Raw genomic sequence first — 24663 nt, forward strand, 5'->3', positions numbered from 1 at the left:
CGCGGCACAAAACTTGGGCGCAGCATTCCAATTCCTTTCGGGATTTCTGCGACGGTCATTCACGCCCTGTTATACTAGCTGGCCTTCTCCGTCCTGCCAGCAGAGACCAGCAGCCTGTCCAGAGACTGCCGAAGATGCTCGCCTAACAAGGCGGAGGCTTCATCTGCATTTCCCGCAGCATACGCCTCTGCAATTGCCTCATGATCCTGCAGCCATCGCTGCGTTTCGGTGGCGAGTGACGCGTATTGAGACGCTTGCAAGACGCATATCTTTCGCAAGTCGTCGACGATCGCCAGTTGTCGTGGCCGACTCGCCGCAGCGTAGAGCGCATGGTGAAAATCCCAGTCCCCTCTGTGCCAGCTGGGTCGCCCCGCCTCCAGGGACGATCGCTGGAGCATGTACAGGACCTCTGCCTTTGTCTCGTCATCGGCGTTGCCGATGGCCCGATGCAGAAGATCGCATTCGAGCATGATCCGCAGATCGAACACCTCCATCAAATCCGTGGCTGACAGCATGATGACCCGCGCGCCTTTTCCGGGAACCACCTCGACCAGTTTGTCGGCGGCAAGGACCAGCAAAGCGTCTCGGATCGGGATGCGACTGACGGCATATTCTTTGGCGAGGCTGGATTGCGACAGGAGCGATCCGGGGGCGTGTCTCCCCTCCAGAATGGCTGCGCGCAGTTGAGTCGTAATGTCCATTGTCTCTCCTCTCGCGGATATGTATACAGGTATACATCATTCACAATGCTGAGGAAAGACGATGGCGCATCAATACACATCATCCGTCATCTGGACGGGAAACCGGGGCGCAGGCACGGTCAACTACCGCGGCTACGACCGCACTTGGGACGTCGCCGTCCCGGGCAAATCCGTCATTCATTGCTCCAACGATCCGTTGCTTGGTGGAGATGCTACCAAGATGAACCCCGAGGATCTTCTGCTCTCGGCGCTTTCTGCCTGTCACATGCTTTGGTATCTGCACTATGCGTCGGATGCGAAAATTATCGTGACCGGCTATGAGGATAGCCCGATTGGTGTTGGCGAAGTTGAAAAGAGTGGTGCCGGGCGCTTCACCTCGGCAATCCTGCGCCCGCGCATAACGGTTCGTGACGGAACCGACATCGAAGCCGCAACCGCGATCCATTATAAGATCCACGAAGTTTGCTTCATCGCGAGATCCGTGAACTTTCCAGTCACTTATGAACCAGAATATATGCTCGGAGTTTGCGAGCCACTTTTGGGTACACCCTAGCGAGACATTAAAATGTGACGCGGGCAGAGTGTAACAAAAGGGTGGATTTTCGATCAAAGTGACGTTACACCATCCAAGCCACCCTAATGTTACAGAATTGCCATGGCTCGCATCGGATACGCTCGCGTCAGCACCACAGATCAGGACCTCGATATTCAGAACGAGCGTCTGAAGGCCGCAGGTTGCGAAATTATCCGTTCGGAAACCGGATCAGGGGCGTCCCGAAAAGGGCGGTCCGAGCTGGAGACCATCATGCAGTTTCTGCATGCGGGCGACGAGCTGGTAGTTCTGCGACTCGATCGGCTCGGCCGTTCCACACGCGACGTTCTCAATCTCGTCCATGAGCTTGACGAAAAGGGCGCGTCGCTCCGCATTCTTGAGCCCGAAGTCACGACAGCCGGAAGCATGGGTCGTATGGTCATCACCATCCTCGGTATGGTCGCCGACATGGAACTCAAGTTTATCAAAGACAGGCAACGAGCGGGCATCGACGCGGCAAAAGCTGACGGCATCTATACGGGCAGGAAGAAGAATGTCGATGACGCGGAAATCCTCAGGCGGATCGAGGCTGGCGCAACGAAAGCCGCCGTTGCTCGTGAGCTGAACATTTCCAGGATGACTGTTTACCGCGCCTTGGAAGGTCAAGGTTCGCAGTCAGCTTCCACGTGATTGCAGATTCGCTATTTGTTCTTTGAGTTGGCCGAAATCGCAGCTTCGGGCCGACTGGGCCGTTATGGAGTAAAGAATGGGTCAGAGTATCCTCGACAGAGCAAAGGGCTGCTTTCTCGGCCAACTCGCCGGAGACGCTCTGGGCTCGCTTGTAGAATTTCAATCGAAGGCTCAAATAAAAGAAACATATCCATCTGGTGTCCGGGACATGCATGATGGTGGAACGTGGAATACCCTTGCAGGGCAACCAACCGACGATTCCGAAATGGCGATTGCTTTGGCAAGATCAATTACAGAGGCCGACGGTTATAACGAGAAAAACGCGCTCCGGGCTTACCGGGAATGGATGAATTCGGAACCGTTCGATATCGGGGCAACAGTTTCGTCGGGACTACGGGGCGTGCAAAATATCGCGAGCGAGGCGAATGGTGCATTGATGCGTGTTTCGCCTATCGGCATTTTGGGTTCAAACTTCACACTTGAACAAGTGGGAAGGTGGGCGGAGCTTGATGCGATGATTACTCATCCGTCTGTTGTGTGTCGTCAAGCTAACATACTGTTTGCAAAAGCGTTGGCGTACGCAATCACTAATAACCCGACGCCGTCTGAAATATACCGTGCAGTTCTAGCTTGGTCTCAAGATATTAACGCCGAGACAAAGCTAGTTAACGCGATACAGAAAGCACAATCGTATCCTCCGGAAAATTTCGAAAGGAATCAGGGATGGATTTTAATAGCTTTTCAGAATGCTTTCTACCAGCTTCTTAATTGCGGCTCATTAGAACATGGTGTGGTTGATACGATCTCGTACGGGGGAGATACAGATACAAATGGTGCAATCGTAGGGGCTCTTTTGGGTGCAGTATATGGAACGTCAGTGATCCCCTTGCGATGGCGCGAATCCTTAATGAACTGCAAGCCCGACCGTAATCGGATCGATGTCTATCGACCTAGACCAGAAAAATACTGGCCTATATATGCCGACAACATTGTCGACTCATTATTGAATATCACTCCCCGAAGATGATTTTTCTAGCTGAGTGAACGAAACCATTCATCTTTAAAGATGTTCTGATCCTCGACGGAAACAACAAATTCAGGGCTGCAGTAGTCAAAAATGAAAGCCGTCTCGTCTGGGTTGGATCGCTCCCCTAGTTTCACCAAGTAACCGTAAAACCCGCCGCTTTGCTGCATCATTCCAGACTGTACGAAATTTCGTCGCGCTCCGTTGCAACAAAATATTACCTCGTGAAAGAACTTTTGCCTAAGAAGTTGGAAAGCCGAAAAACAATCAAGGTCAAGTGTTGAGTGTGTAACATCGTTCAATGAGATTTCCAAGAAAAGGTCTCGGTTGTTGCGCCATTCAACGACAGCGGTTGCTTTTTCTCGTAAACCATTTGTGATCGTCTCTATAACGTACTTATCCATTATCACCCTCACGGAACATAATTTGGATTAGGTACCATTGGACCTAATCGATTACCTGGCAGCACTGGTTGAACGCCAATAATATCACTGGGCCTTACCGCACCGGGCACAGCAATTTCTAATTCGGCCTCATGGAAGTTAGTTTTACCAGATAGATTGTGATACTTGTTCACATCAATTCCCTGGACCCTCTTGTCGATGTGGTAGACATATTTGCCTTGAGAAAAATGCGGTTTAGATGCGACCGCAATGTCAGACGAAGTCGAAACGAAGTAGCTTGGTGGTTCCTTTGCATGAATCGCATGCGCAATAATATCTTTACTGTCACCCCAAGGCTTAAAACCCTCTGCAAATATTTCAGACGGGGCGCGAGCGTCTCCTCGGTACAACGGTTTTCCAGAACTTAACGAATCTATATGAGTTGCCGTCATCCAAGCGCTTAATCCAAGGGGATCAACTACTATACTTGGATTCACTACGTATCCTTGCGGCCGCTCCCCTCCAGCCAGTCCTATCGGGTCCGGGCTTGCGTACTGCCCTGTGAGCGGATCGTAATGGCGATGGCGGTTGTAGTAGAGCCCGGTCTCAGCATCTTCGTACTGTCCCGGAAAGCGCCACGGGCATTGAAACTCGCTTGGCTCTTGATCATGTGTTCGTGCAACAGCCAGCGCACCAAAAGTCCGCGCCGCCCGCACCGCACCCCAAACATGATGATCGGCAGCCCAGACGAGCTTGCCTTTCGTGTCGAACATCTCCTTCGGCGTGCCGAGATGATCGCAGACGACAGCCAGCATCTCGCCATCCGACTGCCGCTTGGCGAGCAGCCGGTGGGTCCCGTCCTCGAAGTGCCAGTGCGTTGCTTCATCCCATGCGATGTGACCATCGAGCCGCAGCGGCGCTTCCGCCACCATATGGTCGCCGTCCCACAGATAGGCTGTGCCGACCTCAGGAGGGTTGTCAACGTCAAGCGGGGAGGGGCCTTCGGTTCCTCGGACCTTCGTCGGGCGTCCATCTGCACTAACGAGGCTCGGCCAGAGCCTGCGAACACGATCTTTCTCTTCACCGGAAAAGCGCCGGACCTTGGAAATCCTTCGCCCGAACGGATCGTAACGAAAATACCATTCCTCGCCATCCAGGGTGCTGACGCTCACCAGCCGATCATGGACGTCCCACCCGTAGCGCCAGCGTTGCGGTCTGAACCCATCGCGCTCGACCCGCCGCTCGATCACGCGCCCGCAATCGTCATGGGTCAGTTGAACGCGCTCACCCTTCGGACCGCGCGCCATCTGCACGACGCCACTGGGAGAACGTTGCCAGTTGCTAGGAGCCGCAGCCGGGATGACGGAGCCGAATGTCTGATCGAACGCTTTGCCATAGGGGGTGGGGTCATCGGAAACTTGAACAGAAGAGGAGGCGCCTGCTATGTTGCGCGCGCTGTCGTAGGCAAAGCGTTCAGAACCAGCCGACGATTCAGAACTCGTCAATTGCCCGTTGTCATCATATGTAAACTGGCGCTTGCCCCAGATACCGTCATCTATGCTTACCGGAGCGAAGGCCCGATCGTATTCGTAAATGCGATGAACATGCTCGGGTATGGCCCCCGCTTGCTTTGGAGCATTGCCGCGATCGAACTGCCAGCCTAAACGCGAGGCGTCGAGCCCATGGGCTGCAGCGGGCCCCGCGACCTGCGCGACCAGTTGACCTGCCGGGTCAAAGCGCTGCAAAAGGTTGAAGCCGCCCATGCGTCGGGCTTTCTCCTGCCCGAAACTGTCACGTTCGAACGTGATTTCGGTGTCATCGGCAACGAGTTTTTCGACAGCGCCCAGTGGATCGCGTATATAGTCTGTGAGAGAAGCACCTAGGCCCAGAATTTCTCGGCGTATACGTTGACCTAGTGCGTCGTAGCGGGAGCGAATACGTTTGCCATTCAGCGTCTCACTGACAATGCGACCGTTGCGATCACGGTTAAACTCGACCAGAGCAGCCTTGTTTTCCGCACGAATGAGGAGGCCGCGCCCGTCATACCAGAAGCGCGTAACCTCCTCTGCTTCGCCCTTGGCGGTAAAGGTTTCGATGCGTCTGATAAGACCGGATTTGTCGTAGGAATACCGCAGCTTCGCGCCATCAGGCTTGGTCGTTTCCGTGATCTGACCGGCGGGATCGCGCGTATAGTGCCATGCCCTTCCGTCGAAGTCTTCCTCCAGGACCACTCGTCCCGCAACATCTCGCTCATAGCTGTAGGTTAAACCTTCCGCATTGGTGACCGAGACGAGCCGTCCCTCAATGTCCGTTGCGAGACTGAGTTCACCGCCTTTCGGATCGATAATGGCCTCCAGAACACCGAAGGCACCATATCGATAGGTCCATAATCGTCCTTCGCCATCCGTGACCGATGCGAGCTGACCGCTGCCATCGAAGCTGCGGCTCACGGAGACGCCATCCGGCATTATGATCCTGCTGACCGTGTCAAAACCACCCGCACCGGCGGAATATTCACGAACGGTGCGCGACCCATTCGGGCTCGTCGTCGCGATCAGGCGGTTGAACTCGTCGTATTCGAACCGGCTCGTATTGCCTTTGGCATCGGTAATGCTGTCGATGCGGTTGTACGCGTCCCAAGTGCGGCGCTCGATCGCACCATTAGCAAAATGGGTTTCAACGACGTGGCCAAGATCGTCGCGAACAAGCTGTATGACGTTGCCTTCAGCGTCTGTCTCGGAGACGACATTCGATCGGTCATCGTGCTTGAATGTCTTACGGTTTCCCGCGCCATCAATGACGATCATAAGCTCGCCATTGTCTCCCCAGCCATAAATAGTGGAGCGGCCCTCCGCATCTACAACTTCCTTTACATTGCCATGAATGTCGTAGGAGGTGCGGTGAGCGTTGCCGTTCTGATCGGTCGTCGATGTCCGGAAGCCGTACCTGTTGTAACTGTGGGAAACGACGCCGCCGAGAGGATCGATCTCCTCGGTGACATTTTCATGGTCGTCATAGCGGAAGGTCTGAGCGGCGTTTTCGTTTCCACCGGGGGAGTAGCGGGTTTCTCCTTCACGATAGTCGAACTGGTCTCCGTTCCAGATGCCGTTGGTCGCAGTTTGAACAACGCGACCGTCGCTGTCATAGGTAAAATGCGTTTCCGATTGGCGCGTTAGATTATTCCAGGATGCCAATAGATCGGAATCACGGAGCCAGACGTAGCGTACCGACATGCCGAAAGCGCATTGTGCATCAGTCATTCGCCCGCGAGCATCGTAGGTGTAGCGCGCGAGTTCAAGTTCGCTACCTTCAGAACCGACGAGGACGATGCCGGTACGGCGTCCCTGGTCATCATTCTCAAACCGAAGCTGCAGGCTATCCGGACCTTCAACTGTTTCCAGCCAGCCTTCTTCGTTCCGATGGAAAATCAGCTTATGGCCATTGAGGTCTTCGATCTGCTCGAGCCGGTAGATATCGTCATCGTACTGACGAAACTCTTTGATGAGCCCGCGATCTTTCAAATGAAGCTGCTTGAGCCAGGGTGCCTTCAGTTCAAGATGCGGATATCCTGCATTCAGAGACGGCAGAAAATTGAACGGCCGGTCGAAACCTATCGCTTTTCCAGCGGCATCATGGAACAGAAGCTTTCCGCGTTCCGGGTTCGAAAACACCTCATCGAACATGGAAATCTGGCATGGGCCCAAAGGGGAAACATATTCTCTCGGCAGTGCGAGCTTGAGCCCCATGTAGCGGGCGCCATCGAACGGCAGAGTTCCTGGAATGAAGAAATCACGCCATGTTTCCAGATACTCACCGTTGGCAACGGAAACAGGTTCACCTACAGGCACAGGCTTCGCCGGAGGTTTGGTGTCGGGTTGTGGTCCTGGGTTAGAATCAGGCTTCGGTTCAGGTGCAGCCTTGCCGGGCTTCTCACCCTTACCTATCAATCGGGAGAAAAATATCCCCGGACCTATCTCGCCGAGAAATCTGAGAAATGGATGTTCATTTGTTGAGGCTTGTTGATGTAGATCTGCTCTACTTCCTTCTTCGTGTTCCTCCGAAGCAATGCCTGTGCCGTTGATTAAGCCTGTGCCAAGCGCGTGCGCCGCACCTCCCGCATTACCCGCGATAATTTTCTGCGCATTATTATACGCTGACGCCTCTAAGGGAGATAGAAAATCTTGTTGATCGCGATTGAAGGATTTTGCTTCAGCCTCTTTCCGAATCATATCCTCATCGCCTGTCAAAAGGCTTTTCGCAATGTAGGCAAGTTTATTATTTTTGTAATACTCAGTGCTCTCAGCAAGAGCTCGATCATAGGCCTGCTGCTGTCTTTGTTTTGCTAAAGTTGTCAGTCTTGCATAATCGTCGTAAGCCTGATCGAGCTCCGGCTTTGCAGTAGCGCCTGCAACGAGCTGTGCACCCCCGTTGTCGCGATGGGTGCTCTTGTTCGGATGCGGAATGGCACGTTCATTGGTCTGCACGCCGTTCTTATCGACATAATTGCGCGTGTTCGGAACATAATCAGTTTCACCGGCATCAGCCAAGGCACACTCCAATCCTAAAAGACCGCATGCGTTCTGGATTTCAAACCTCAAGTCTATTTAGCAGAGAGTTCAGCTTCCCGACGCAGGAAGTCTCTACCCCACGGGTATTCTTCCGGGTTGAGCAACATCTCAAATTCGATCCCAATGGGGTCGCCACCGGTTGGAAAGATCGTAATGTTGTCCCGATCGTCTTTCGGTAGTTTCTGCCATTCTTCGCTGTTTCTCTGAATGCCCGCATAATGAAATTCCTGAGATTGGACGGTCCAGAAAAGCACCAACTTGGCTTCACCAAAATCTAACGTCAGGCGGTCGGGATGTTTAGTAATGGACTGGAGCTGATATGGTGCCAGTAGCGCGAGATCTTCACTGCTGGAGATATCGTAGTCGTAAAAAGCTAGACGTTCACCCACCGTTACGATCCACCTACACCTATCGATCATAATGGATGGCCTGTTTCCGTCGCGTTCAAAGTCAACGAGGAGACAACTGCCATATCCTCGCCTTATAGAAACATGACAGGGCAAATATTCGTCCCAGGCTTGATGGAGGGCTCTCATTTTCCGAACATGTCCTTCGCGCATTCCATAATTTCTTGGAAGCCATAATTTTGGCCGCCAATTTCTCTGTGAAGCATTTGCCTTTGATCTTTTGTCAGTTTGAGTATCCTGCAAACTGCATCAACCTGCGCATTTTGAGCTCGGTTATTCCCAGGCGTTCCGTCATTTGCCGCTAATATGATTGGAGCCGGCGCCTGCGACTTCTGCGGCTCTACCGGCCCTGGATCGGGTCGATTGATCCATGCCGGGTCTCTGTGGCTGCAGGTTGCCCATCCTTCGGAAAACACGAAATGTGAGGCAACTTCTACGTGGGCAGGGCCAAGATAGCCGGGAACGACGACGCCTCTCTTCGTGCCCGGTTCATGGCCCGTCGATTTAGAGCAGCGAGAATTCAGTTGAAAATCGAATTTACCGTTATTTCGAACTGTCGTCGAATGGCGGATCGCCGTATCCAGAAAAGCAATCGAGGAATAGCCCACTTTCACGACATCCGATCCAACCGGCGTCCAGCAGACATCGGGTGTTGTCGAGACAATCACGTTGGACGCACATTTTCTGGCGGAGATTTTTGCTATGCTCATAAGGCCATCTCCTTGCTCGATTGCGACGGCAGATCAACTCCAGCTTGTGAATGCTTTTTGCGATGTATAATCGCTTGCTCGAAGTGATCCGGCTCGAAATTCACTCGCCAAGACAAATAAACGCGCCAATCTCGTCGCCTTGCTGAGCCAATGTCGAGAAAGACAGTATCCATAACCATGTTTTTCCGCTCAGTCGTATTATCTGCACGCACGAAATCCACCATGATCTGCTCGGCAGGAAGGGAAAAAACACATGTTTCTATACCCTCTGACATACCCGTCAGAGTAATCTGCTCATTTCCCCGAAGGTACGGGTCGATCACCAAGTCCGGATAAGCGGAGTTATGGTAGGCAAACGAATAATCCGTGGGCCAGGCTGGCCATACATTATCCTGCCAATGCTCATCATAAGTGCCGCCCAGAGGACGACGCGGTAGCCAAGCAGGCGGGATAGGACCAAAGTTTTGGGGACGATAATTCTTGTAAGGCTCTTTGATAGGGTCGTCCGGCGACTCGATCTGTGGTGCTGCAACAGACTTGGTATGATCTGACCATTCTGAGTTTAGCTTACCGCACCCAAGCGGATTGTGATGATCTGTGTCGTAAATTAGCGCTCCATCGTCAGTAATGCTTATTTGAATTTCGCCGCCGAAGGCGTATTCATAACGCAAGGGCACTTTGATGGTGGGAGTAGGTGGGGAAAGTTCCCAATGGTCGAACATCCTGCGGTGTCGCTCCCATTCACTTGCCTCTTTTTCACTTAACTTACGCTTCCACACAGGCTGCCACTGGCGCGGGCCGGTAACCCGAAGCTGCTTTGAGACGAGGTCGGTAGCACCGCTGCTGACCTTTATTCCACACAGCCAGTCCGAAGTCGGCTCGCCGCGAGGTGCGTGAGCGACAGCGTTGATGATAATATCTGTCGCCGGTTTGTAAGGAACGAGATCCGAAGGATGCCAGAGCGAAGATAGGTTGACTTCGCCGTGACATGTGTCGGTAAAGAGCATCGGGGCCTGCTCTTCAGCAACAACCAGTGTTCCGTCCTCGGCAATCTCGTAGGTTGCCTTGACAATCACGATGCCGAACTCGCGATTTTCGTTGTCACGACTATAATAACGGAAATTCGGGAACGGGGTCAGGTTCTTGAGTTCAGGCATCTCGACCTCAATTATGGTCGATCATGGCAGAGGTGACCTGCACGTGGCTCTCTCCTTCGATGTAAATCTTCACGCCCTTCAATAGGATCGTGCCATCGTCTTTCATGATCAGGATCGATTTTGGAGGTATGTCATTGCCATCGGCATCCTTGCCGCCGCCCACGCCGATGAACAGCTCCTTGCCAATCGATATGTTCTTCGTATGCCCGACAGTCTGGTTATAGACTTGCCCGACGGTGACGACCTTGGCGACGCCGACTTGCTCGGTCTGAGCCATGCCGACGCTGGTGTTCTGCATGCGGCTGACAAGCGTGTTGAAGACACCTTGTCCGATCATTGAAGCGACTTGCGATCCCATTCCTGCGCCTGCCGACCGCATTGCGTCACCGGCGTCCGTGCGGAGTTCGCTCACAGCAGCGTCATTAACACCCGCGCGCACGCTATCGATTGATGACGCAACGGCACCCACTGTGCCCGAAGCCATTAGGCCCATGTAGCCGGCAGCCTGAGAAAGAAGGCCACTTGCTCCGCTGCTTGGTTCAGCAGAGCCTTCACCGCTTGCTGCCTGTGCTGCTGCAAGACTTTTGTTCTCCGACGACGGACTGTCCTGTGCCACGGCAGAAGCCAGCGACATCGCGTGTTGCAGCATTCCAGCGCTGGTGCCTGACAGCCCGGCGAGCAATCCGCCTGCGATGGTATTCACCGCGCCGCCAACACCGCCAACAACCATATTGAGCCCACCGCCTACCTGGTGGCTCATGTTAGCACCCACCTCCAGTGACTGGTTGGCCCCGATCGAGTGCAGGGCATTCGCATCGACACGGCTGGTCTGGTTGTTCAGGACCTTTACAGTCTGGTCTTTCTGGGCGTGGAGGAAGAGGTTCTCCTGTCCCTTCTCGTCTTCGAAGGTGAGCTCGTTATGGCCCTGACCCTTGTGGGTATTCGAACGGATCGCCATGCGAGTCTTGTTGGCTGGCAGGTCGTAGGGGACAGAGTTAGCAGGGTTTGGTACCACGCCAATCACGAGCGGCTTGTCAGGATCGCCGTCCACGAAGGCAACCATGACCTCCATGCCGATGCGCGGAATGATCTGGCCGCCCCAGGTGGAACCTGCCCAGTTTTGGGCTACCCGCACCCAGCAGGTATCGGTGCCATCCTTCTTCGCTTTGCGGTCCCATGGGAACCACAGCTTGATGCGACCATATTGATCCGGGTGGATTTCTTCTCCCTCTGGGCCTGCGACAATGGCCACCTGCGTGCCTTCGATGCGGGGGCGCTTGGTGCTTCGATGCGGGGTCAGCGGTACGCGGGCGGGGATCGCCTCGAACTGGTTGCGATATTCCGGCTCGTTGCTGTTGGTCTCATAGGAGCGATCCACGATGGTGTGGCTTGCCCGGATGATCACATGCTCTTCATACTCATGCTCGGGATGTGCCACCTCGTAGGGCGTGAAGCGGCGACCGGCTTCGAGGATGCGCGATGTCGATCCGCCAAAGACGCGGTCGTGATCCGCTTCGGTGGCTTGGGTTCTCAGTTTCTGGGCTCGTTCTGCTTCGGCCACCGTCTTGATACGGGAGGGATATTCGTAAAGCTCGCGCTTGGTCGCATCCGGCATCTGCACCAAAGACGGCGTCATCGTGCCCGGCACCATCGAGGGTGTCTCGAAATTCCAGTCGGCCCCGGCACGCTGACCTGGGACATATGAGAAGCGACGGGCCCAGTCATTGATGTGGTTGCGATCCGACGAACCCTGTGCAAGTCTCACCTTGCCTTCGCCTTGGGCGGACGGTGATGGGCCAAGCCAGCCATTGGCGCTATCGGCCACATGTAGCTTGTGAGAGCCATCCTCATGGCTGAACCAGTAGAACAACCCATCCTCTTCGAAACGACGCAACAGATAGTCGAGGTCCGTCTCATTAAACTGCACGCTATAATGCTGCGGTGGCGGAGGGGTGATGATGCCGGACGTATCCGGGGCGGGAATGCTATGTTCGGAAAACAGCGTTTCGGCAATCTCGACCGTCGTCTTGTCCATCCAGATGCGGCAGTCGGAGCGGCGCGATAGCAACCACATCTGCGGACGGATGGTCATGGCGTAGGAGCGAAGGCCGCGGGTAATCGGCGGGCCTTCATGCAAATCTGTCACCAAGCCGTTGAACGGACGGCGAGTGCCACTGTCGTCTTCACCATCGCCCTGTTGAACTTCGACCGAGACATCGACCAGCCGCCCGATCAACTCCTCGGGCTTCACTGCTTCCTTCTTGGCGCGGACGCTCAGTTGTATCTCGAACAGCTGCGACACGCCTTCGTTCACCACCACGCGTTCCGGCAGCAACTGATCTTCGCCGAGCGGCGACTTGACCTTGAGGACGCGGCTCGCCTGGATGAAATCAGACGATGAGGGCTGGTCGGTCATGATAAACCTCGATAACGGACAAAGAAAAAATCAATCAGCTGTCAAAATCTCCACAGAATGCAATCAATCATTGTGGCAAAAGCATGGAGGCGAGAGCGTCTAGACAAATCGTTGTGGGAAAATTCGTTCCATAGCCGTAAACTCGCCCCAATCTGCAAACTAGATTTCCCACGCAAGCTCGCAGGATGAGAGACCTTTTGTTGTGCTGAAAGAGGTGGAAGACATCGCGCGTCAAGGACGGATCAAGGCTCACAGCCCTCAGACGAAGCACGACGCCGATGGTTACGGTCTCCATCGCGAGGATGCCAATGAGCGACGCGGTGCTGGGTGGTGGGTTAGTCTAAGACGACGTGGCCACAAGATCGTACGGTTGTTCAAGGATAGCATTTATGGATCGGATGCCGCGGCCTACGCTCGGGCGCGGGCCTTCCGCGATGCGATCATTGAGGCCATACCGCCCGCCACCAATCAAGAACAGGCGGTTCTGCTGCGCAAGAATAACAAGAGCGGCATATCGGGAGTGAGACGGGTCGAGACGCGCGACGGCGATACTTGGCAGGCAACGCTGATGACGAACGAGGGTCAGAAGCGCGAAAGCTTCTCTGTTTCTAAGTTCGGTGAGGACGCGGCAAAGTCGATGGCCATTGCCCAACGGCGCAAATGGCTGAAAGATCTGCCGGTCACACATCTTGCTTATGCACATCACGCGGCCGAAGTGGCGCAAGAGTACTTTGCCGACGACCTCATCCCTGTTAGCGATGTTATGCCGGAAACCCATCTGACAGACGACGAGATCAAAGCACGTCTTCAATCGATCAACGATAAATTTGACAGCATCCGCCCCAAACGGTTGCGGGTCCGGGTCAAAAGCTACCACGCTGGCAGATTATCGGTGTTCGTGTCCGATGCAGGCAAGCCTGCGAAGAGCAAACTCCTACAGATCAACATCCGCAGAATGCAGCGGTGTGAGATTTTGAGTGTCGTCAGATCGAACGTCGAGGCTTCGATTGCAGAATTCTATGATGCCGAAACAGCACACGGGTTCATGAGGGCGCACGGTCGGAGCTTACTTTCTGAAGAAGGGTTTAATATCCGGGACGGCTTCAATGTTTTGGTAATCGCTGAAACATATGAAGCGTGATCTCCGGAATGCTCTGAACGCGCATTCCCTATCGGCGATCACAGCATTCTGGCGGCTCTCCCGCTTCTTCTCGCCGCATTGTTGTAGTAACTCGATGCCTGTTGAACTGACCGATGTTTTGACTGCTCCATAGCTTCAGCCAGCGGGATGCCCCGATTAGCAGCCTCGGTCAGATAGCCCGACCGCAGCCCATGCGCCGAAAACTCCCCCGGCTCCAACCCAGCCATCTCAGCACGCTGCTTGAGGATTGCATTGATCGACTGCGGATCAAGCGCCCGCTTCGACACCGTGCCCCATCGCCCGATGCCCCGGAAGACGCTGCCCTTGTCGATCCGCGACGCTACCAGCCAGGCGTTAAGCGCCTCCACGGGCCGGCCAGTCAGATAGACGACGTCGTCCTGCTCGCCTGATGTCGTCTTGGTCCGGCCAAGATGGGGTCGGTTCCGGGAGAGTGTGAAATCCTACGCTAAGGCGTTAAGGAGAGCCATGCCCACACATACAGGAATCGAGATCTCTTCTGTTGAATGCATGTGGAAGCGAATTGAGCACGGGCTAGAGGAGGCATCCGACAGGGGCGCTCGCCAGTCTTGATGAATGCCTCTGCGGAGAATCCCGGTCAGCACCAATCGGAACTCCCTCGAGCGAGACCCTCAGGTTGATTTAGCTGGATGGATAGAGAGCAAATGTGGCTTCGATCTCTACGACAGCATTGCGCGGAAGCTTAACCCCACCGATACTCGTTCGCGCATGCTGTCCTCTTTGCTGGCCGAGCAGATCAAAAATCAACTCGGATGCACCATCCGCCACGCTACTAAACTCGGTGAAATCGTCGACGCTGTTGACGTAGACAACCAGTCTCAAGACCTGCTCCATCCGATCCAGGCTACCGAGAGCATCGCGCAACGCTGCTAAGGTGCGAATGAGGGCTATACGGGAGGCGCGTTTCGCTTCTTCGATGGAAACATCCCGGCCTACCTTTCCCACGACATAAACAGCTTCACCCTCACGGGGCAGTTGCCCGCTGATGTAAGCCAGGTTGCCATGTACGACCGCAGGCGTATAGCGAGCGGCTGCGGCGACATCGTGTGGCAGAGAGATCCCAAGTTCATGTAGGCGAGATTCGATGTCCATATGATGCTCCGAAATTCAATCTGCTAATTAAACGCGAATAGGCGCGTCCCAATGCGAGTTCGCCCAAAAGACGGCAGCCACGTCGCTTGCGATCAGACTCAATCCGCAACCGCTTCGCGCGGAGCCCGCCGCAGCCAAACCGCTCCGACAAGTACGCCCACGATGCCCATGAAGAGCGACAAGGCTGTGATAACGCCACCGGCGCCATAGATACCCGCGAAAAGCGTGACGAGGAGACCTGCCAATGGCTGCGAGAGATTGTTCAACATGACGACGAGGCCGGTCGTCTTGCCGAGATCTTGCCGTGGAATGATGCGTTGACGCATGCTTCGGATGAACACGTTGAACATCTTGTCGAAACCCACAACGAAGACAAAGCCAAGCGCGTAAACATGCGGACCGGACGCCAGGCCGGTAACGACACCGCCAAGGAAGATCATTGAGTACGCTGCAAGGCCCAGCGTCTTGAGAGGGATCGCGGTATGTGCAATTGCAAACAATATGATCACGGTTGCGATAGCGCCCGCTGTCTGGAGAACAGCGTAATAGGTTTCCGTTTCACCATGGATGCCCGTCACCATTGCAGCCGACGTTGCGAGCGTGACACCGATGATGAGGTTGACGGCAGCTGCAAGAAGGACGACCTCCATCAAGCCCGGCAGTCTCACAACGTGCCTCAGGGCGGTCATAATGGGTAAAACCCAGTTGCCAGTCGCCACTTCCGGTTCGGCCAATGTTGGTCGGACAAATCGCTGCCACGCATTCACAGCGCCGTCGGCTGCCAGGAAAAGCACTGCGGTCGATACAACGACATATTCCCAGGACCAGAACTTGAGCAGACCAGCCGCGACAAGCGGACCAAGCACCATGCCCAGCTGATCAGCGATTTGCGTGTAGGATGCGACCTTTTCGAACCGGTGACCGGCAAAGACCTGCGGCAACATAACTTCACGAGCCATCAGACCTTGCGTGGTCAGAACGCCAGAGACGGCAGAAATGGCAATCAGCCAACCGACTCCGCCGAACACCGCGAAGCCGACCATTCCGCCGAAACAAACGACCGCACGATAGAGCTGGCTGACCCGCAGTAGCCTCAAGGGCGACATTCGATCGCAAAGGGCACCGCAGATCGGGAACGAGAGGAAGCGCGGCAATGTCTCAAGGAAGAACGCCGCACCCGACCAGGCCACGCTGCCCGTCAGCTGGAAGATGACCAACGGCACGAGGAACAGAAGAATCTGATCCGCCAGTCTTGAGAGAAAGAGAGAATAGAAGAATGCTTGATGCTTGAGCCCCATCGGGCGACCCACCCTGTCAGCAGTTGTTTTCAGTAGGATGATGATCCGCTCTCGCCATCGAGATTGTGGCGTTCATGGCCGGCAAGCGGGGGATTGAACACACTCACCAGCACTAAATCCTCGTGTGCTCCGCCGCGCAAATAGTGCTCGTCATGTTGATCGAGTACATAAATATCGCCTGGGCGGATAGGATAGACATTGCCCAGCATATCCTCGACTTCACCTTCGCCGGCAATGCAGTAGCACGCCTCTAAGTGGTTACGGTACTGCAGCTTGGATACCGTGCCCGCCTGAACAACCGTGTGGCAAACGGTGAAGCCCATGCCGTCGGCCTTCGTTAGCAGCCGGTGGCTCGTTCCATTCCCCCAGTTCACGTATCTGTCTGTTTTCTCGATATCTTTCAGGGTGCGAATAAACATGATTTTCCAGAACGTTAGTTGCGATTGATAGTCGTCCTCTCGTCAGACTTGAAAATCTATAGCGACTAAATCGATTGAAATCCAGACTGAATCGGTTATGAAAAGCACTCATGAGTTGAGGGAGTGTGAATTGACTCTTTTCCGTCACTACTTCGAACAGAGCGTTCGAAATGATCCTCAGAAGGTTGCGGTTACACTAGAGGGCAAGAGCGCCACCTATGGTGAGTTGGATGTCTTGGCGGAGGAGGTCGCCAAGGAACTTGCCGAGAAAGGCATCCACCCGGGCGATCGAGTAGCCATCTACGGCGACTTCTCCATTCCACTGCTCGGGGCAGTCCTGGGTATCTTCAAAGCCGGTGCGATCCTCGTCACCGTGCATCACACATTTGGGCCGCGCAAGCTCATGTTTCAGGTGCAGGATTCGGGTGCGCGAGCATTGATCACGGATAGATCGCACGAGCTGCAGGCGGAGCTTGTCGAAGCAACCTTGATCGTTCTCGACGTGAACGATGTGTGGCTCAAGGCGCCGACCGCCCGCACCGGCGATGGCGCCCAATCCCATTCACGCAGTCTGAGTGTGGCGGACGACGATATCGCCGTGATCTTCTATACGTCGGGTTCGACCTCGCGCCCGAAAGGTGTTGCGGTCAATCATCGGAACATGATTGCCGCATTTAATGCTGTCACCGGATATCTGGAAAATACATCAAGCGATGTGGTCCTCAGCTATTCCACACTTGCCTCCGACTACGGCTTCTACAATGTGATGATGCCTCTGATGTTCGGAGGGACGGCTGTGGTCGAGCGTTCCCTGCCGCCAGACCCCGATGCGATCCTTGAGCTTATCGAGAAGCACGGTGTCACCGCGCTTCATGTCTTTCCTCCGGTGATCTTCCACCTACTAAAAGCGACAGCGCTGCATGAGCGCGTGCCGAGATCGCTACGCTACATTTCCAGCAGCGGCCAAGTCTTGCCGATTCGACACATTCGTTGCCTCCGCGCGGCATGGCCGGACGTGAAGATCTTCTCAAATTACGGACTCACCGAATGCAAGCGGGTAGCATTCCTTCCACCCGATGAAATCGACATCCGACCTGAATCGGTTGGCAAGCCTGTGCCTGGTGTCCGAACATATTTGGCCGGAGACGACGGAGGCCTCCTAACCGAGGCGGGGCAGGTGGGCGAGCTCGTCGTTGCCGGTGACCTTCTCATGCAACGGTATTGGAATATGCCGGAGGAAACGGCACGGCGCCTCCACACGGATACTTTCGGAGAGGAACGCGTCTTCTTTACCGGGGATCTGTTCCGCACCGATGATGATGGCTATCTGTACTATGTCGCGAGGAAGGACGACGTTTTCGCGCGCAATCTATTCAAGGTCAATCCGAGAGAAATCGAGCATTTGCTCATGTCGCACGGCGCGGTCTCGGAGGCGGCAGTCATTCCGGTCCCCGACGAGAGCGCGGGGCACGTGCCCAAAGCGTTCGTCGTTCTCGAGAGGAACGCCGTAACCACAGACACAGAGCTGATCGAGTACTGCTCGAAGCACCTGGACTGGCACATGGTGCCGGTTTTCGTGGAGTTCGTGGACGAGCTGCCGCGAACACTCTCCGGAAAAACCGCCGTACGTACCCTTTCCTGACAGAGTCTTTGAACAAATTTCAGTGGAGAAATGCATGCAGGATCAGTCTCCTGTCGCCGACATCGATCGATACTTGCAACAGTCATCTATGGTCAAAATGGCCGAGGAGTTTGATGGTCTGGCGACCGGCCGGGTCCAGGTTCCTCGACAACGTGTGGCCACCAGGATCCGCGACACCATCGTGGATGCCGATATCTTGGCCTATCATGACTTTCTCGTTCCGCGAGCAGGGCCGCTTTTTTCGCATTTTCTCGCCAGCATTCCCGGCATCCTTGAGGAGATGTCGAGAGTGGGGGTGGCGTTGAGTCGTCTTTCGAGCCGCCGCGCGCAAAATGAAGATCGACCTTACCTATTCTATGAGATCGATGCATTCGATGGCTCCAACGGGCGGACACTCGCGGCTTTCTCAGGTGGCCGGGTCAAGACCCTCACCTGCTCACCGAACAAAGCAAATGACGAGCATTTCAATCGTTTCGCAGATCCGGCGCAATCGAGATTCATCCCGACATCGTTCCTGAAGGTCGACCGTAGCGCCATTGAAGCATCATTGGAGGACGCCGATTTTCATCGTGGTTTTGACTACATTTATGAGACCGCGGCGTTCCAATTCTATGGAAAAGATCGCGAGTTTCAGATTCAACATGCCACGCGCATGCTTAAGCACGACGGCCTGTTCTTCTTTCTCGAAAAGTTTGATCACCCTGATCGGGTTGAATACGAGAAAAGGGAGCGTGCGAAGGACGAACTGCACAAGGCTCATTATTTCACGCCAGAAGAGATCGAATGGAAGCGCCAACAGATGCTTCTGCGCATGCATGACGGAGAAGTCGTGCTTGATGACTTTTTGAAGGCTGTCGGAATGCATTTCTCACATTGCTATCTCCTCTGGAACAGCACGAACTTCTATGAATTCGTCGCCTCTAACGATGGGCAGCTTCTTGAAGAGTTTATGTCCCTCGTTGGCGAACCTCTGAATGAAGACCATTTCGTCTTTGATCAACCGTCCGGACGAAACCTGCTGGAGTTCGCCCGTGGTTAAGTTCGACACGACACGATGCTGGGGATCTGACGACCCAGCGCATGCCGCACTTTTTACCGCGACAGAGGCTCTTCTTGATCGCTGGCGGCAACGCGTGGAGACGTCGGACAGTCGCGGCACCCTGCCTGCCGAAACAATTGCCGAGTTGTTCGACACAGGTCTCCTCCAATCAACGATGCCAGCTCGCTTTGGCGGTCTTGAGTTGGACTGGCCAGTTCTTGTCGAATCTGCTCGAATTGCGGCGCGGGCCTGCCCTTCAACCGCCTGGATTATCAGTCTTGTGGGAGGGCACATACAGATTGCCTCTCGTTTTCCCGAAGAATGCGTGGATGCTATTTTCAAAAGCGGGCCGCGCCAACTTGTTGCGACCGGTTCTGTGACGGCCGATGGTACGATTCAACCGGAAGGCAGCGGATATCGTGTCGATGGGCGTTGGCGGCTTAGCTCCGGCATCGATCATGCAACATGGGTAATCGTATCTGCACCGTGCCGAATGCCGGCTTCTAATGCCGAACCGGCGACGGTCATGGCGTTGGTACCTACCAGTGAGATTGAGGTCGGCGGCGTCTGGCAAGCTGCTGGAATGGCGGGAACCGGATCTAGGGACGTCAATATAAAGCAGCGGTATATGCTCGACACTTGGGTCCGCCCCTTGAGCGAGCTCCTGGGGCGGCAGCCGGGTGAAAGCCGACATTATCTGCAGTCAGTTTCGTTGGTTCCGTACCTCACAAGCGCCATAATTGGGCCGCTGCTCGGATGCGCTGAAGGAGCGATCATTGCCGGAATCGAAATCATGCAGCAACGGCAAGGACTTCACCGTGGTGAAGCCCCAAGGGAAGTATCCCTGCGGATCGGGGAGATCATAGCAGATTTGGAATGCGCTCGTCTCTTGTATCGAAGCATCCTCTCTCGATTGCACGACTCAGGTAAGGGAAATCGTGATCTGTCGGACAGTGAATATGCGGCAATCAAGCGCGACCGGGCCAAATTGACGAGGCTCTGTATCGATGCCGTCCACCAGTTGATCCGGCAGATGGGCACTTCGGCTATCGTCTGGCCACAGGCGATTCAGCGCCTCTGGCGGGACCTTCAGGTTATGGCTGCCCACATGGACGTCAATTGGGATCGCTCGATGATGCACTACGGTTCGTCTGTCCTATGCCCCGCCGCGCCCGAGTAGCTCGAAACTCTCGAACCAAGCCAAACGCTACGTTGGCTTCGGTTTCTTTGGCCATAGGTACTCGCCGGTGAGCAGGATGTGCGCCCAACCCAGCGGTGAAATATGCGCGAGCAATTCGGGCGAGATGTCAAGGCCTTCATTGCGGCGTTCTATCACCGCGCGGCTGAGGTGGACGGTGTTCCAGTAGATGATTACGGCGGCGAGCAGGTTGAGCCCGGCGATCCGATAGTGCTGGCCCTCGGTGGTACGATCGCGGATTTCGCCTTGACGGCCGATTCTCAGCGCGTTCTTCAGTGCATGGTGGGCCTCACCCTTGTTGAGGCCGATCTGAACCCGGCGCTGCATGTCGGCGTCGAGTATCCAGTCGATGATGAACAGGGTGCGCTCGATGCGGCCGACTTCGCGAAGGGCGGCAGCCAAGTCATTCTGGCGCGGGTAGGAGGCGAGCTTGCGGAGCAACTGGCTTGGCGCGATCCTGCCCGCGACCATGGTGGCAGCACAGCGGAAAAGATCGGGCCAGTTCGCCACGAGCAGATCCTCTCGGATCTTGCCGCCGACCAATTTGCGCAACTCCTTCGGCGTGCATGCGGGATCGAATACATAAAGGCGCTTGGACGGTAGGTCACGGATGCGCAGGACAAGCCGATAGTCCAACATTCCGCTGATGCCGAAGAGCTGATCGGTAAAGCCGGCGGTATCGGCATATTGCTCCCTGATCTGTCTTCCCGCCTCGTTCATCAGCAGGCCGTCGAGATATAGGGCGCCTCGCTGACGGTTGCGGGGATGGTTTGCGACGCGAACGGCGCGAACTGATCGTTGAAGTGCGTGTAAGCCTTGAGGCCTGCGTCGCGACTGTATTTGGCGTTGATCAGATTCATCGCCTCGCCCTGCCGCGTGGTCGGGAAGAACTGGTCATCACTCGACGCGGTGGTCCCCATTCCCCAGAATTGGGCCATCGGCAACTTGCCCTGGGCGGCCACCACCATTGCCAACGCCTGGTTCAGGGCTTCGCTCTCGACATGCCAGCGTGCGAGGCGGGAGAGCTGCCAATAGTCATGCGTGTTCGAGGCTTCCGCCATTTTACGCAGTCCGAGGTTCAGCCCCTCGGCCAGCAGGACGTTCAAGAGGCCGATGCGGTCCTCACAGGGAGTCCCCGTGCGTAAATGGGTGAAGGCGTCGGTAAATCCGATCGCCTCATCGACCTCGAGCAGGATGTCCGTGATGCGGACCTGCGGCATGCGACGGTAGAGATCGAGGATCAATTCTTCCGCATCGTCCGGGACGTCGGCGGTTAACCGGTCTATCCTTAGAGTGCCATCCTCAATGCTTCCATGCGGAATGGTGCCGGTTCTTGCAGCCTTGGCGAGCCGTTTCAACCCTTCAGCCATGCGCGATTTCCTGTCCCCCAACCATGCCTGCGGATCAAACGGAACGGTCAGTCGTGTCGTCGCCTGCGCGACTGACATCGGCACAAGCGCCTGCTTGATATCGCCATAGCGGCGGGAATGAACAAGCCACACATCGCCGGACCGGAAAGCGTCACGTAGATGGAAAAGGACCGCGACTTCCCAAAGCCGGATGTCGCCGGCGTCCTGTGGCCGGAGATAGCGTCGCCACTTCGAGCCGGATCGCAGAAAGTCAACCGGAGACGGCTCCGACTTGCGCGTGTCGCTGATCCTGGCCACCGCCACCATGAGGGGTTCCGCGACGGGTGCGGCCTTGATCTTCAGGCAACGAAGCATGCGTGGCGCATAGCGCCGGAAGCGATTGTAGCCCTGCGCCACGTAGGCCAGCGGATCGTCAGCCATCGTGCTGCTGAGTTGAGCGGCTGTCGCCACCAACTGTTCTAGCCGTTCCCATTCCGCAGATGGGGTCGGTTCCGGTACGGGGCGAAATGACACTTTAAGCCCCGCTTTTGTCCCAATTAAACCCTCTTGGATTTTGGTGCCGGATAGCCCTGATTTGCATAGGGTGATTGTTGTCCAAAACAGCCTTGAGTTCATCTGGGACAGCTCGCATTTGGCGGCTTCGCGCTCATTGCCGTCGTGTCGTAATGCCGTGGAACAAGCTCACTCTCGGTCAAAAACCAAAGCAGATTGCTTTGGAAGTGCAACTAGTGCGGCCAATGAGGACGTTATCAGCCCAGCAATGAAAGCTGCAAGTCCAGGAATCGGCGGTAGAAATAGACCGTTGAATAGGAACGCCAATGCGCCGCCTGATACGGATACGAAGAACACATGCTTTGTGCATCGTCTCGGTTGCAGCGTTGCGCATGAAACCGCCAGCATGAGAGACGGCACTCCGAAAAAAAGCAGTGCCACCAAAGCGAACCAGAGTGTAATCCCTACATATGTTGGAAGCCAATAGTACCATTCAAAAGTGCTTATGAAAGTCTGGAGGTCGGTGAATAACGCGACTGCGCTAATAATTGGCGCAGGAATGATGGGGCATAGTGTGAAACAAACAAGAACGAGTGTCGTCGGGTAATTCATAAAATATGCGCCGAGGCCGTGACCTGAGCCGAAACAGGCTTATAAGATATCATCTTTTTAGGTTATGCGGCCATCGCTGGTATGTCCAGTCAGCTTTAAACTGTGATCTGCCTTCTTGGCCACAATAGGTTATGCTTTATCGGCCGAAGGCTGACTTCGCTCGTTAGAGTGTCATTTCGCCCTCAGCCTGAACCGACACCCAGATGTCGCCACCGCTTCCTCAAAAGGCACACCATCATTCCGGGCTTCAAGCAGGGTACTGCCAAGATTCGAGAAAGCGCGCAGCGTGTCGGTGACGTCCGCCTTGGACTCGACAATGCGGCCATCATGCAACCGTTTCGCATCTCGCCAGGTCTTGCCCACGATCCGATCGTGGGTTTCCACGACAGCATCGGCAATGGCCGCTTCCCATTCGGCAACGCAGACCGCAAGAATGGCCAGGCGTCGGTCCGCGCCGATGTCGCGCAGGCCGTCGGTGAAGTAGCGCTCTCCCTGCCGGCGCAACTGTGTGATGCGATGCGGTGGCACGCCAGCGAGCACCTCCAGGTCAAGACCTAGCTTTTGCAGGAATTCGAGCCGGTCGAGCAGTTGATTTGCCCCTGCCGAGTTGCCGCCTACCTCGAACTTGCGAAGCCAGATGAAGCGGCTGGTGTTGCCTGCGACGTTCTCACTCAATAGCCCGTCGAGCCGCATGCGCATGTTCGCGTTGAGTCGATCAGCGATTCGTGTCTCAATCCGGCGTTCGGCGGCAACCAAGGCATCTGCGCACAATCGCTCGATCGTCGACACCGCCGGCAGGATGGTCTGGGTCTTGCGGCACTGCGCAACGAAGCGCTGCGCAAGATCCTCGTTCGACCGCGCCTGCTCGGCCTGGTCGGTCAGCCATTCGCGCATGTCACGGATGCCCCGCCCGGAGAACATCTTGTACCCGTAGATCGTGCGCAGTGCCGCAAGATGTTCATGGCGAGTCTCTTCCCGCACGGCATACTCCACCAGATCATCAGCCCTCAGGCCAAGTTGTGCCGCGAGAAATTCCGATACCGGCCGCGGGATGAGCTCACCCGGAGAGAGCAGGCGACCCGGGTACCTCAGCGCACAAAGCTGCAATGCAAATCCCATGCGGTTGCGAGGGCGACGCCGTTGTCGAATGTTTATCAGATCATCGTCAGCCAGAGTGTAGTGTCTGAGTAGCGATGTTTCGTCGGTCGGCAGGCTGAACAGGGCCGAGCGCTGACGCTCGGTCAGGATAATGCGATGCGCCATGTTTCTTTTGATTTCACGGAAAGGATTGAGTAAATTTGTTTATGATATTGAATAAGCAATGATCCCAAAGATGAAAAGAGCCACGCTCATTATCTTCCCTCAAACGAACGTTTATGAAACATGTTGATCGGGTACGCACGAGTCTCCAAGGCAGACGGAAGCCAGTCACTCGATCTGCAGCACGATGCTTTGGTCGGGGCGGGCGTAGAGGAACTTCACATCTACTCGGACCGAACCTCGGGAAAGAAAGATGACCGCCCTGGTCTGGAGGCCTGCCTCAAGGCGCTCCGTGACGGCGATGTGCTCGTGATCTGGAAGCTCGATCGTCTCGGGCGGAGCCTCCATCATCAGAGGTGGCTCGGAAAATCTGCACAGCTAGGATAAGTGGAATTTCTGCCTGACTTCAGCTTAAATGCTGAGAACAGGAGATACCATGACGAGACGACCGCGCCGGAACCATAGCCCGGCTT

General features: G+C 55.3%; 17 protein-coding genes and 4 pseudogenes. 8 read left to right on the top strand and 13 right to left on the bottom strand.

Annotated features, from left to right (window positions below):
• Positions 1-74: 74 nt before the first annotated feature.
• Complete coding sequence (locus tag G6L28_RS20520) at positions 75-701, bottom strand: GntR family transcriptional regulator (RefSeq protein ID WP_174066019.1); 627 nt, start codon at positions 699-701, stop codon at positions 75-77.
• 61 nt (positions 702-762) lie between these two features.
• Here G6L28_RS20520 and G6L28_RS20525 point away from each other — a divergent pair, with 61 nt between their 5' ends.
• The 3 genes from G6L28_RS20525 to G6L28_RS20535 all read left to right on the top strand — a co-directional run bounded on the left by G6L28_RS20525 (position 763) and on the right by G6L28_RS20535 (position 2950).
• Positions 763-1254 (top strand): OsmC family protein, encoded by a 492-nt coding sequence (locus G6L28_RS20525; protein ID WP_174066021.1) that lies wholly within the window; start codon positions 763-765, stop codon positions 1252-1254.
• A 102-nt stretch (positions 1255-1356) separates the two neighbouring features.
• Positions 1357-1923 carry a recombinase family protein gene (locus tag G6L28_RS20530; RefSeq protein WP_174066023.1) on the top strand — a complete coding sequence of 189 codons (567 nt, stop codon included), beginning with the start codon at positions 1357-1359 and terminating at the stop codon, positions 1921-1923.
• A 76-nt stretch (positions 1924-1999) separates the two neighbouring features.
• Entirely contained in the window at positions 2000-2950 is a 951-nt protein-coding gene (locus G6L28_RS20535) for an ADP-ribosylglycohydrolase family protein (RefSeq protein WP_174066025.1), read from the top strand.
• Between the two features lie 5 nt (positions 2951-2955).
• On the opposite strand, the gene G6L28_RS20540 is transcribed toward G6L28_RS20535, so the two are convergent.
• From G6L28_RS20540 to tssI, 6 genes are all read right to left on the bottom strand, one after another.
• The gene (locus tag G6L28_RS20540) at positions 2956-3351 is read right to left on the bottom strand and encodes a hypothetical protein (protein ID WP_174066027.1); all 396 of its coding nucleotides are present in this window, start codon (positions 3349-3351) and stop codon (positions 2956-2958) included.
• Between the two features lie 8 nt (positions 3352-3359).
• The gene (locus G6L28_RS20545) at positions 3360-7178 is read right to left on the bottom strand and encodes an RHS repeat-associated core domain-containing protein (protein ID WP_210265779.1); all 3819 of its coding nucleotides are present in this window, start codon (positions 7176-7178) and stop codon (positions 3360-3362) included.
• Positions 7179-7930: 752 nt separating this feature from the next.
• Positions 7931-8287, bottom strand: a complete 357-nt coding sequence (locus G6L28_RS20550) for a hypothetical protein (protein ID WP_174066030.1) — start codon at positions 8285-8287, stop codon at positions 7931-7933.
• 143 nt (positions 8288-8430) lie between these two features.
• Positions 8431-9015, bottom strand: a complete 585-nt coding sequence (locus G6L28_RS20555) for a PAAR-like domain-containing protein (RefSeq protein WP_174066032.1) — start codon at positions 9013-9015, stop codon at positions 8431-8433.
• Positions 9012-10172, bottom strand: a complete 1161-nt coding sequence (locus tag G6L28_RS20560; protein ID WP_174066034.1) for a DUF2169 family type VI secretion system accessory protein — start codon at positions 10170-10172, stop codon at positions 9012-9014. The genes G6L28_RS20555 and G6L28_RS20560 overlap by 4 nt, the downstream gene beginning before the upstream one ends.
• Before the next feature lie 7 nt (positions 10173-10179).
• Positions 10180-12588 carry a type VI secretion system tip protein TssI/VgrG gene (tssI, locus tag G6L28_RS20565; RefSeq protein ID WP_174066044.1) on the bottom strand — a complete coding sequence of 803 codons (2409 nt, stop codon included), beginning with the start codon at positions 12586-12588 and terminating at the stop codon, positions 10180-10182.
• Between the two features lie 202 nt (positions 12589-12790).
• Here tssI and G6L28_RS20570 point away from each other — a divergent pair, with 202 nt between their 5' ends.
• Positions 12791-13729 carry a hypothetical protein gene (locus G6L28_RS20570; RefSeq protein WP_337795791.1) on the top strand — a complete coding sequence of 313 codons (939 nt, stop codon included), beginning with the start codon at positions 12791-12793 and terminating at the stop codon, positions 13727-13729.
• Positions 13730-13767: 38 nt separating this feature from the next.
• Here the strand turns inward: G6L28_RS20570 and G6L28_RS20575 are convergent.
• The 4 genes and pseudogenes from G6L28_RS20575 to G6L28_RS20590 form a co-directional block, all read right to left on the bottom strand.
• Positions 13768-14163: pseudogene (locus G6L28_RS20575) on the bottom strand (tyrosine-type recombinase/integrase); the annotation flags it as partial.
• Between the two features lie 226 nt (positions 14164-14389).
• On the bottom strand, positions 14390-14860 hold the full coding sequence (locus G6L28_RS20580) for a RidA family protein (protein ID WP_174066046.1): 471 nt from the start codon (positions 14858-14860) through the stop codon (positions 14390-14392).
• 98 nt (positions 14861-14958) lie between these two features.
• Positions 14959-16158, bottom strand: a complete 1200-nt coding sequence (locus tag G6L28_RS20585) for an MFS transporter (RefSeq protein ID WP_174066048.1) — start codon at positions 16156-16158, stop codon at positions 14959-14961.
• Between the two features lie 29 nt (positions 16159-16187).
• The gene (locus G6L28_RS20590; RefSeq protein ID WP_174066050.1) at positions 16188-16577 is read right to left on the bottom strand and encodes an ectoine synthase; all 390 of its coding nucleotides are present in this window, start codon (positions 16575-16577) and stop codon (positions 16188-16190) included.
• 130 nt (positions 16578-16707) lie between these two features.
• Here G6L28_RS20590 and G6L28_RS20595 point away from each other — a divergent pair, with 130 nt between their 5' ends.
• The 3 genes from G6L28_RS20595 to G6L28_RS20605 are packed head-to-tail and all read left to right on the top strand — an operon-like array spanning position 16708 to position 20438.
• Positions 16708-18219 carry a class I adenylate-forming enzyme family protein gene (locus G6L28_RS20595; protein WP_202033794.1) on the top strand — a complete coding sequence of 504 codons (1512 nt, stop codon included), beginning with the start codon at positions 16708-16710 and terminating at the stop codon, positions 18217-18219.
• A 34-nt stretch (positions 18220-18253) separates the two neighbouring features.
• Positions 18254-19258: a class I SAM-dependent methyltransferase gene (locus G6L28_RS20600; protein ID WP_174066054.1), complete on the top strand. Its 1005-nt coding sequence runs from the start codon at positions 18254-18256 to the stop codon at positions 19256-19258.
• Complete coding sequence (locus G6L28_RS20605) at positions 19194-20438, top strand: acyl-CoA dehydrogenase family protein (RefSeq protein WP_174066056.1); 1245 nt, start codon at positions 19194-19196, stop codon at positions 20436-20438. The genes G6L28_RS20600 and G6L28_RS20605 overlap by 65 nt, the downstream gene beginning before the upstream one ends.
• Before the next feature lie 27 nt (positions 20439-20465).
• On the opposite strand, the pseudogene G6L28_RS20610 reads toward G6L28_RS20605, so the two are convergent.
• Positions 20466-22297 (bottom strand): annotated as a pseudogene (locus tag G6L28_RS20610) (Tn3 family transposase); the annotation flags it as partial.
• Between the two features lie 831 nt (positions 22298-23128).
• Positions 23129-24193 (bottom strand): annotated as a pseudogene (locus G6L28_RS20615) (DUF4158 domain-containing protein); the annotation flags it as partial.
• A 120-nt stretch (positions 24194-24313) separates the two neighbouring features.
• Here G6L28_RS20615 and G6L28_RS20620 point away from each other — a divergent pair.
• Positions 24314-24541 (top strand): annotated as a pseudogene (locus G6L28_RS20620) (recombinase family protein); the annotation flags it as partial.
• Positions 24542-24663: the final 122 nt, after the last annotated feature.

It is taken from the genome of Agrobacterium larrymoorei (assembly GCF_013322225.1).
In the GTDB taxonomy this organism is placed as follows: Bacteria; Pseudomonadota; Alphaproteobacteria; order Rhizobiales; family Rhizobiaceae; genus Agrobacterium; species Agrobacterium larrymoorei_A.

Coding starts and splice junctions, on each gene's coding strand:
- G6L28_RS20525 (WP_174066021.1), top strand. CDS start 763: ATGGCGCATCAATACACATCATCCGTCATCTGGACGGGAAACCGGGGC.
- G6L28_RS20580 (WP_174066046.1), bottom strand. CDS start 14,860: ATGGACATCGAATCTCGCCTACATGAACTTGGGATCTCTCTGCCACAC.
- G6L28_RS20540 (WP_174066027.1), bottom strand. CDS start 3,351: ATGGATAAGTACGTTATAGAGACGATCACAAATGGTTTACGAGAAAAA.
- G6L28_RS20560 (WP_174066034.1), bottom strand. CDS start 10,172: ATGCCTGAACTCAAGAACCTGACCCCGTTCCCGAATTTCCGTTATTAT.
- G6L28_RS20585 (WP_174066048.1), bottom strand. CDS start 16,158: ATGGGGCTCAAGCATCAAGCATTCTTCTATTCTCTCTTTCTCTCAAGA.
- tssI (WP_174066044.1), bottom strand. CDS start 12,588: ATGACCGACCAGCCCTCATCGTCTGATTTCATCCAGGCGAGCCGCGTC.
- G6L28_RS20555 (WP_174066032.1), bottom strand. CDS start 9,015: ATGAGCATAGCAAAAATCTCCGCCAGAAAATGTGCGTCCAACGTGATT.
- G6L28_RS20605 (WP_174066056.1), top strand. CDS start 19,194: ATGAAGACCATTTCGTCTTTGATCAACCGTCCGGACGAAACCTGCTGG.
- G6L28_RS20530 (WP_174066023.1), top strand. CDS start 1,357: ATGGCTCGCATCGGATACGCTCGCGTCAGCACCACAGATCAGGACCTC.
- G6L28_RS20535 (WP_174066025.1), top strand. CDS start 2,000: ATGGGTCAGAGTATCCTCGACAGAGCAAAGGGCTGCTTTCTCGGCCAA.
- G6L28_RS20600 (WP_174066054.1), top strand. CDS start 18,254: ATGCAGGATCAGTCTCCTGTCGCCGACATCGATCGATACTTGCAACAG.
- G6L28_RS20590 (WP_174066050.1), bottom strand. CDS start 16,577: ATGTTTATTCGCACCCTGAAAGATATCGAGAAAACAGACAGATACGTG.
- G6L28_RS20520 (WP_174066019.1), bottom strand. CDS start 701: ATGGACATTACGACTCAACTGCGCGCAGCCATTCTGGAGGGGAGACAC.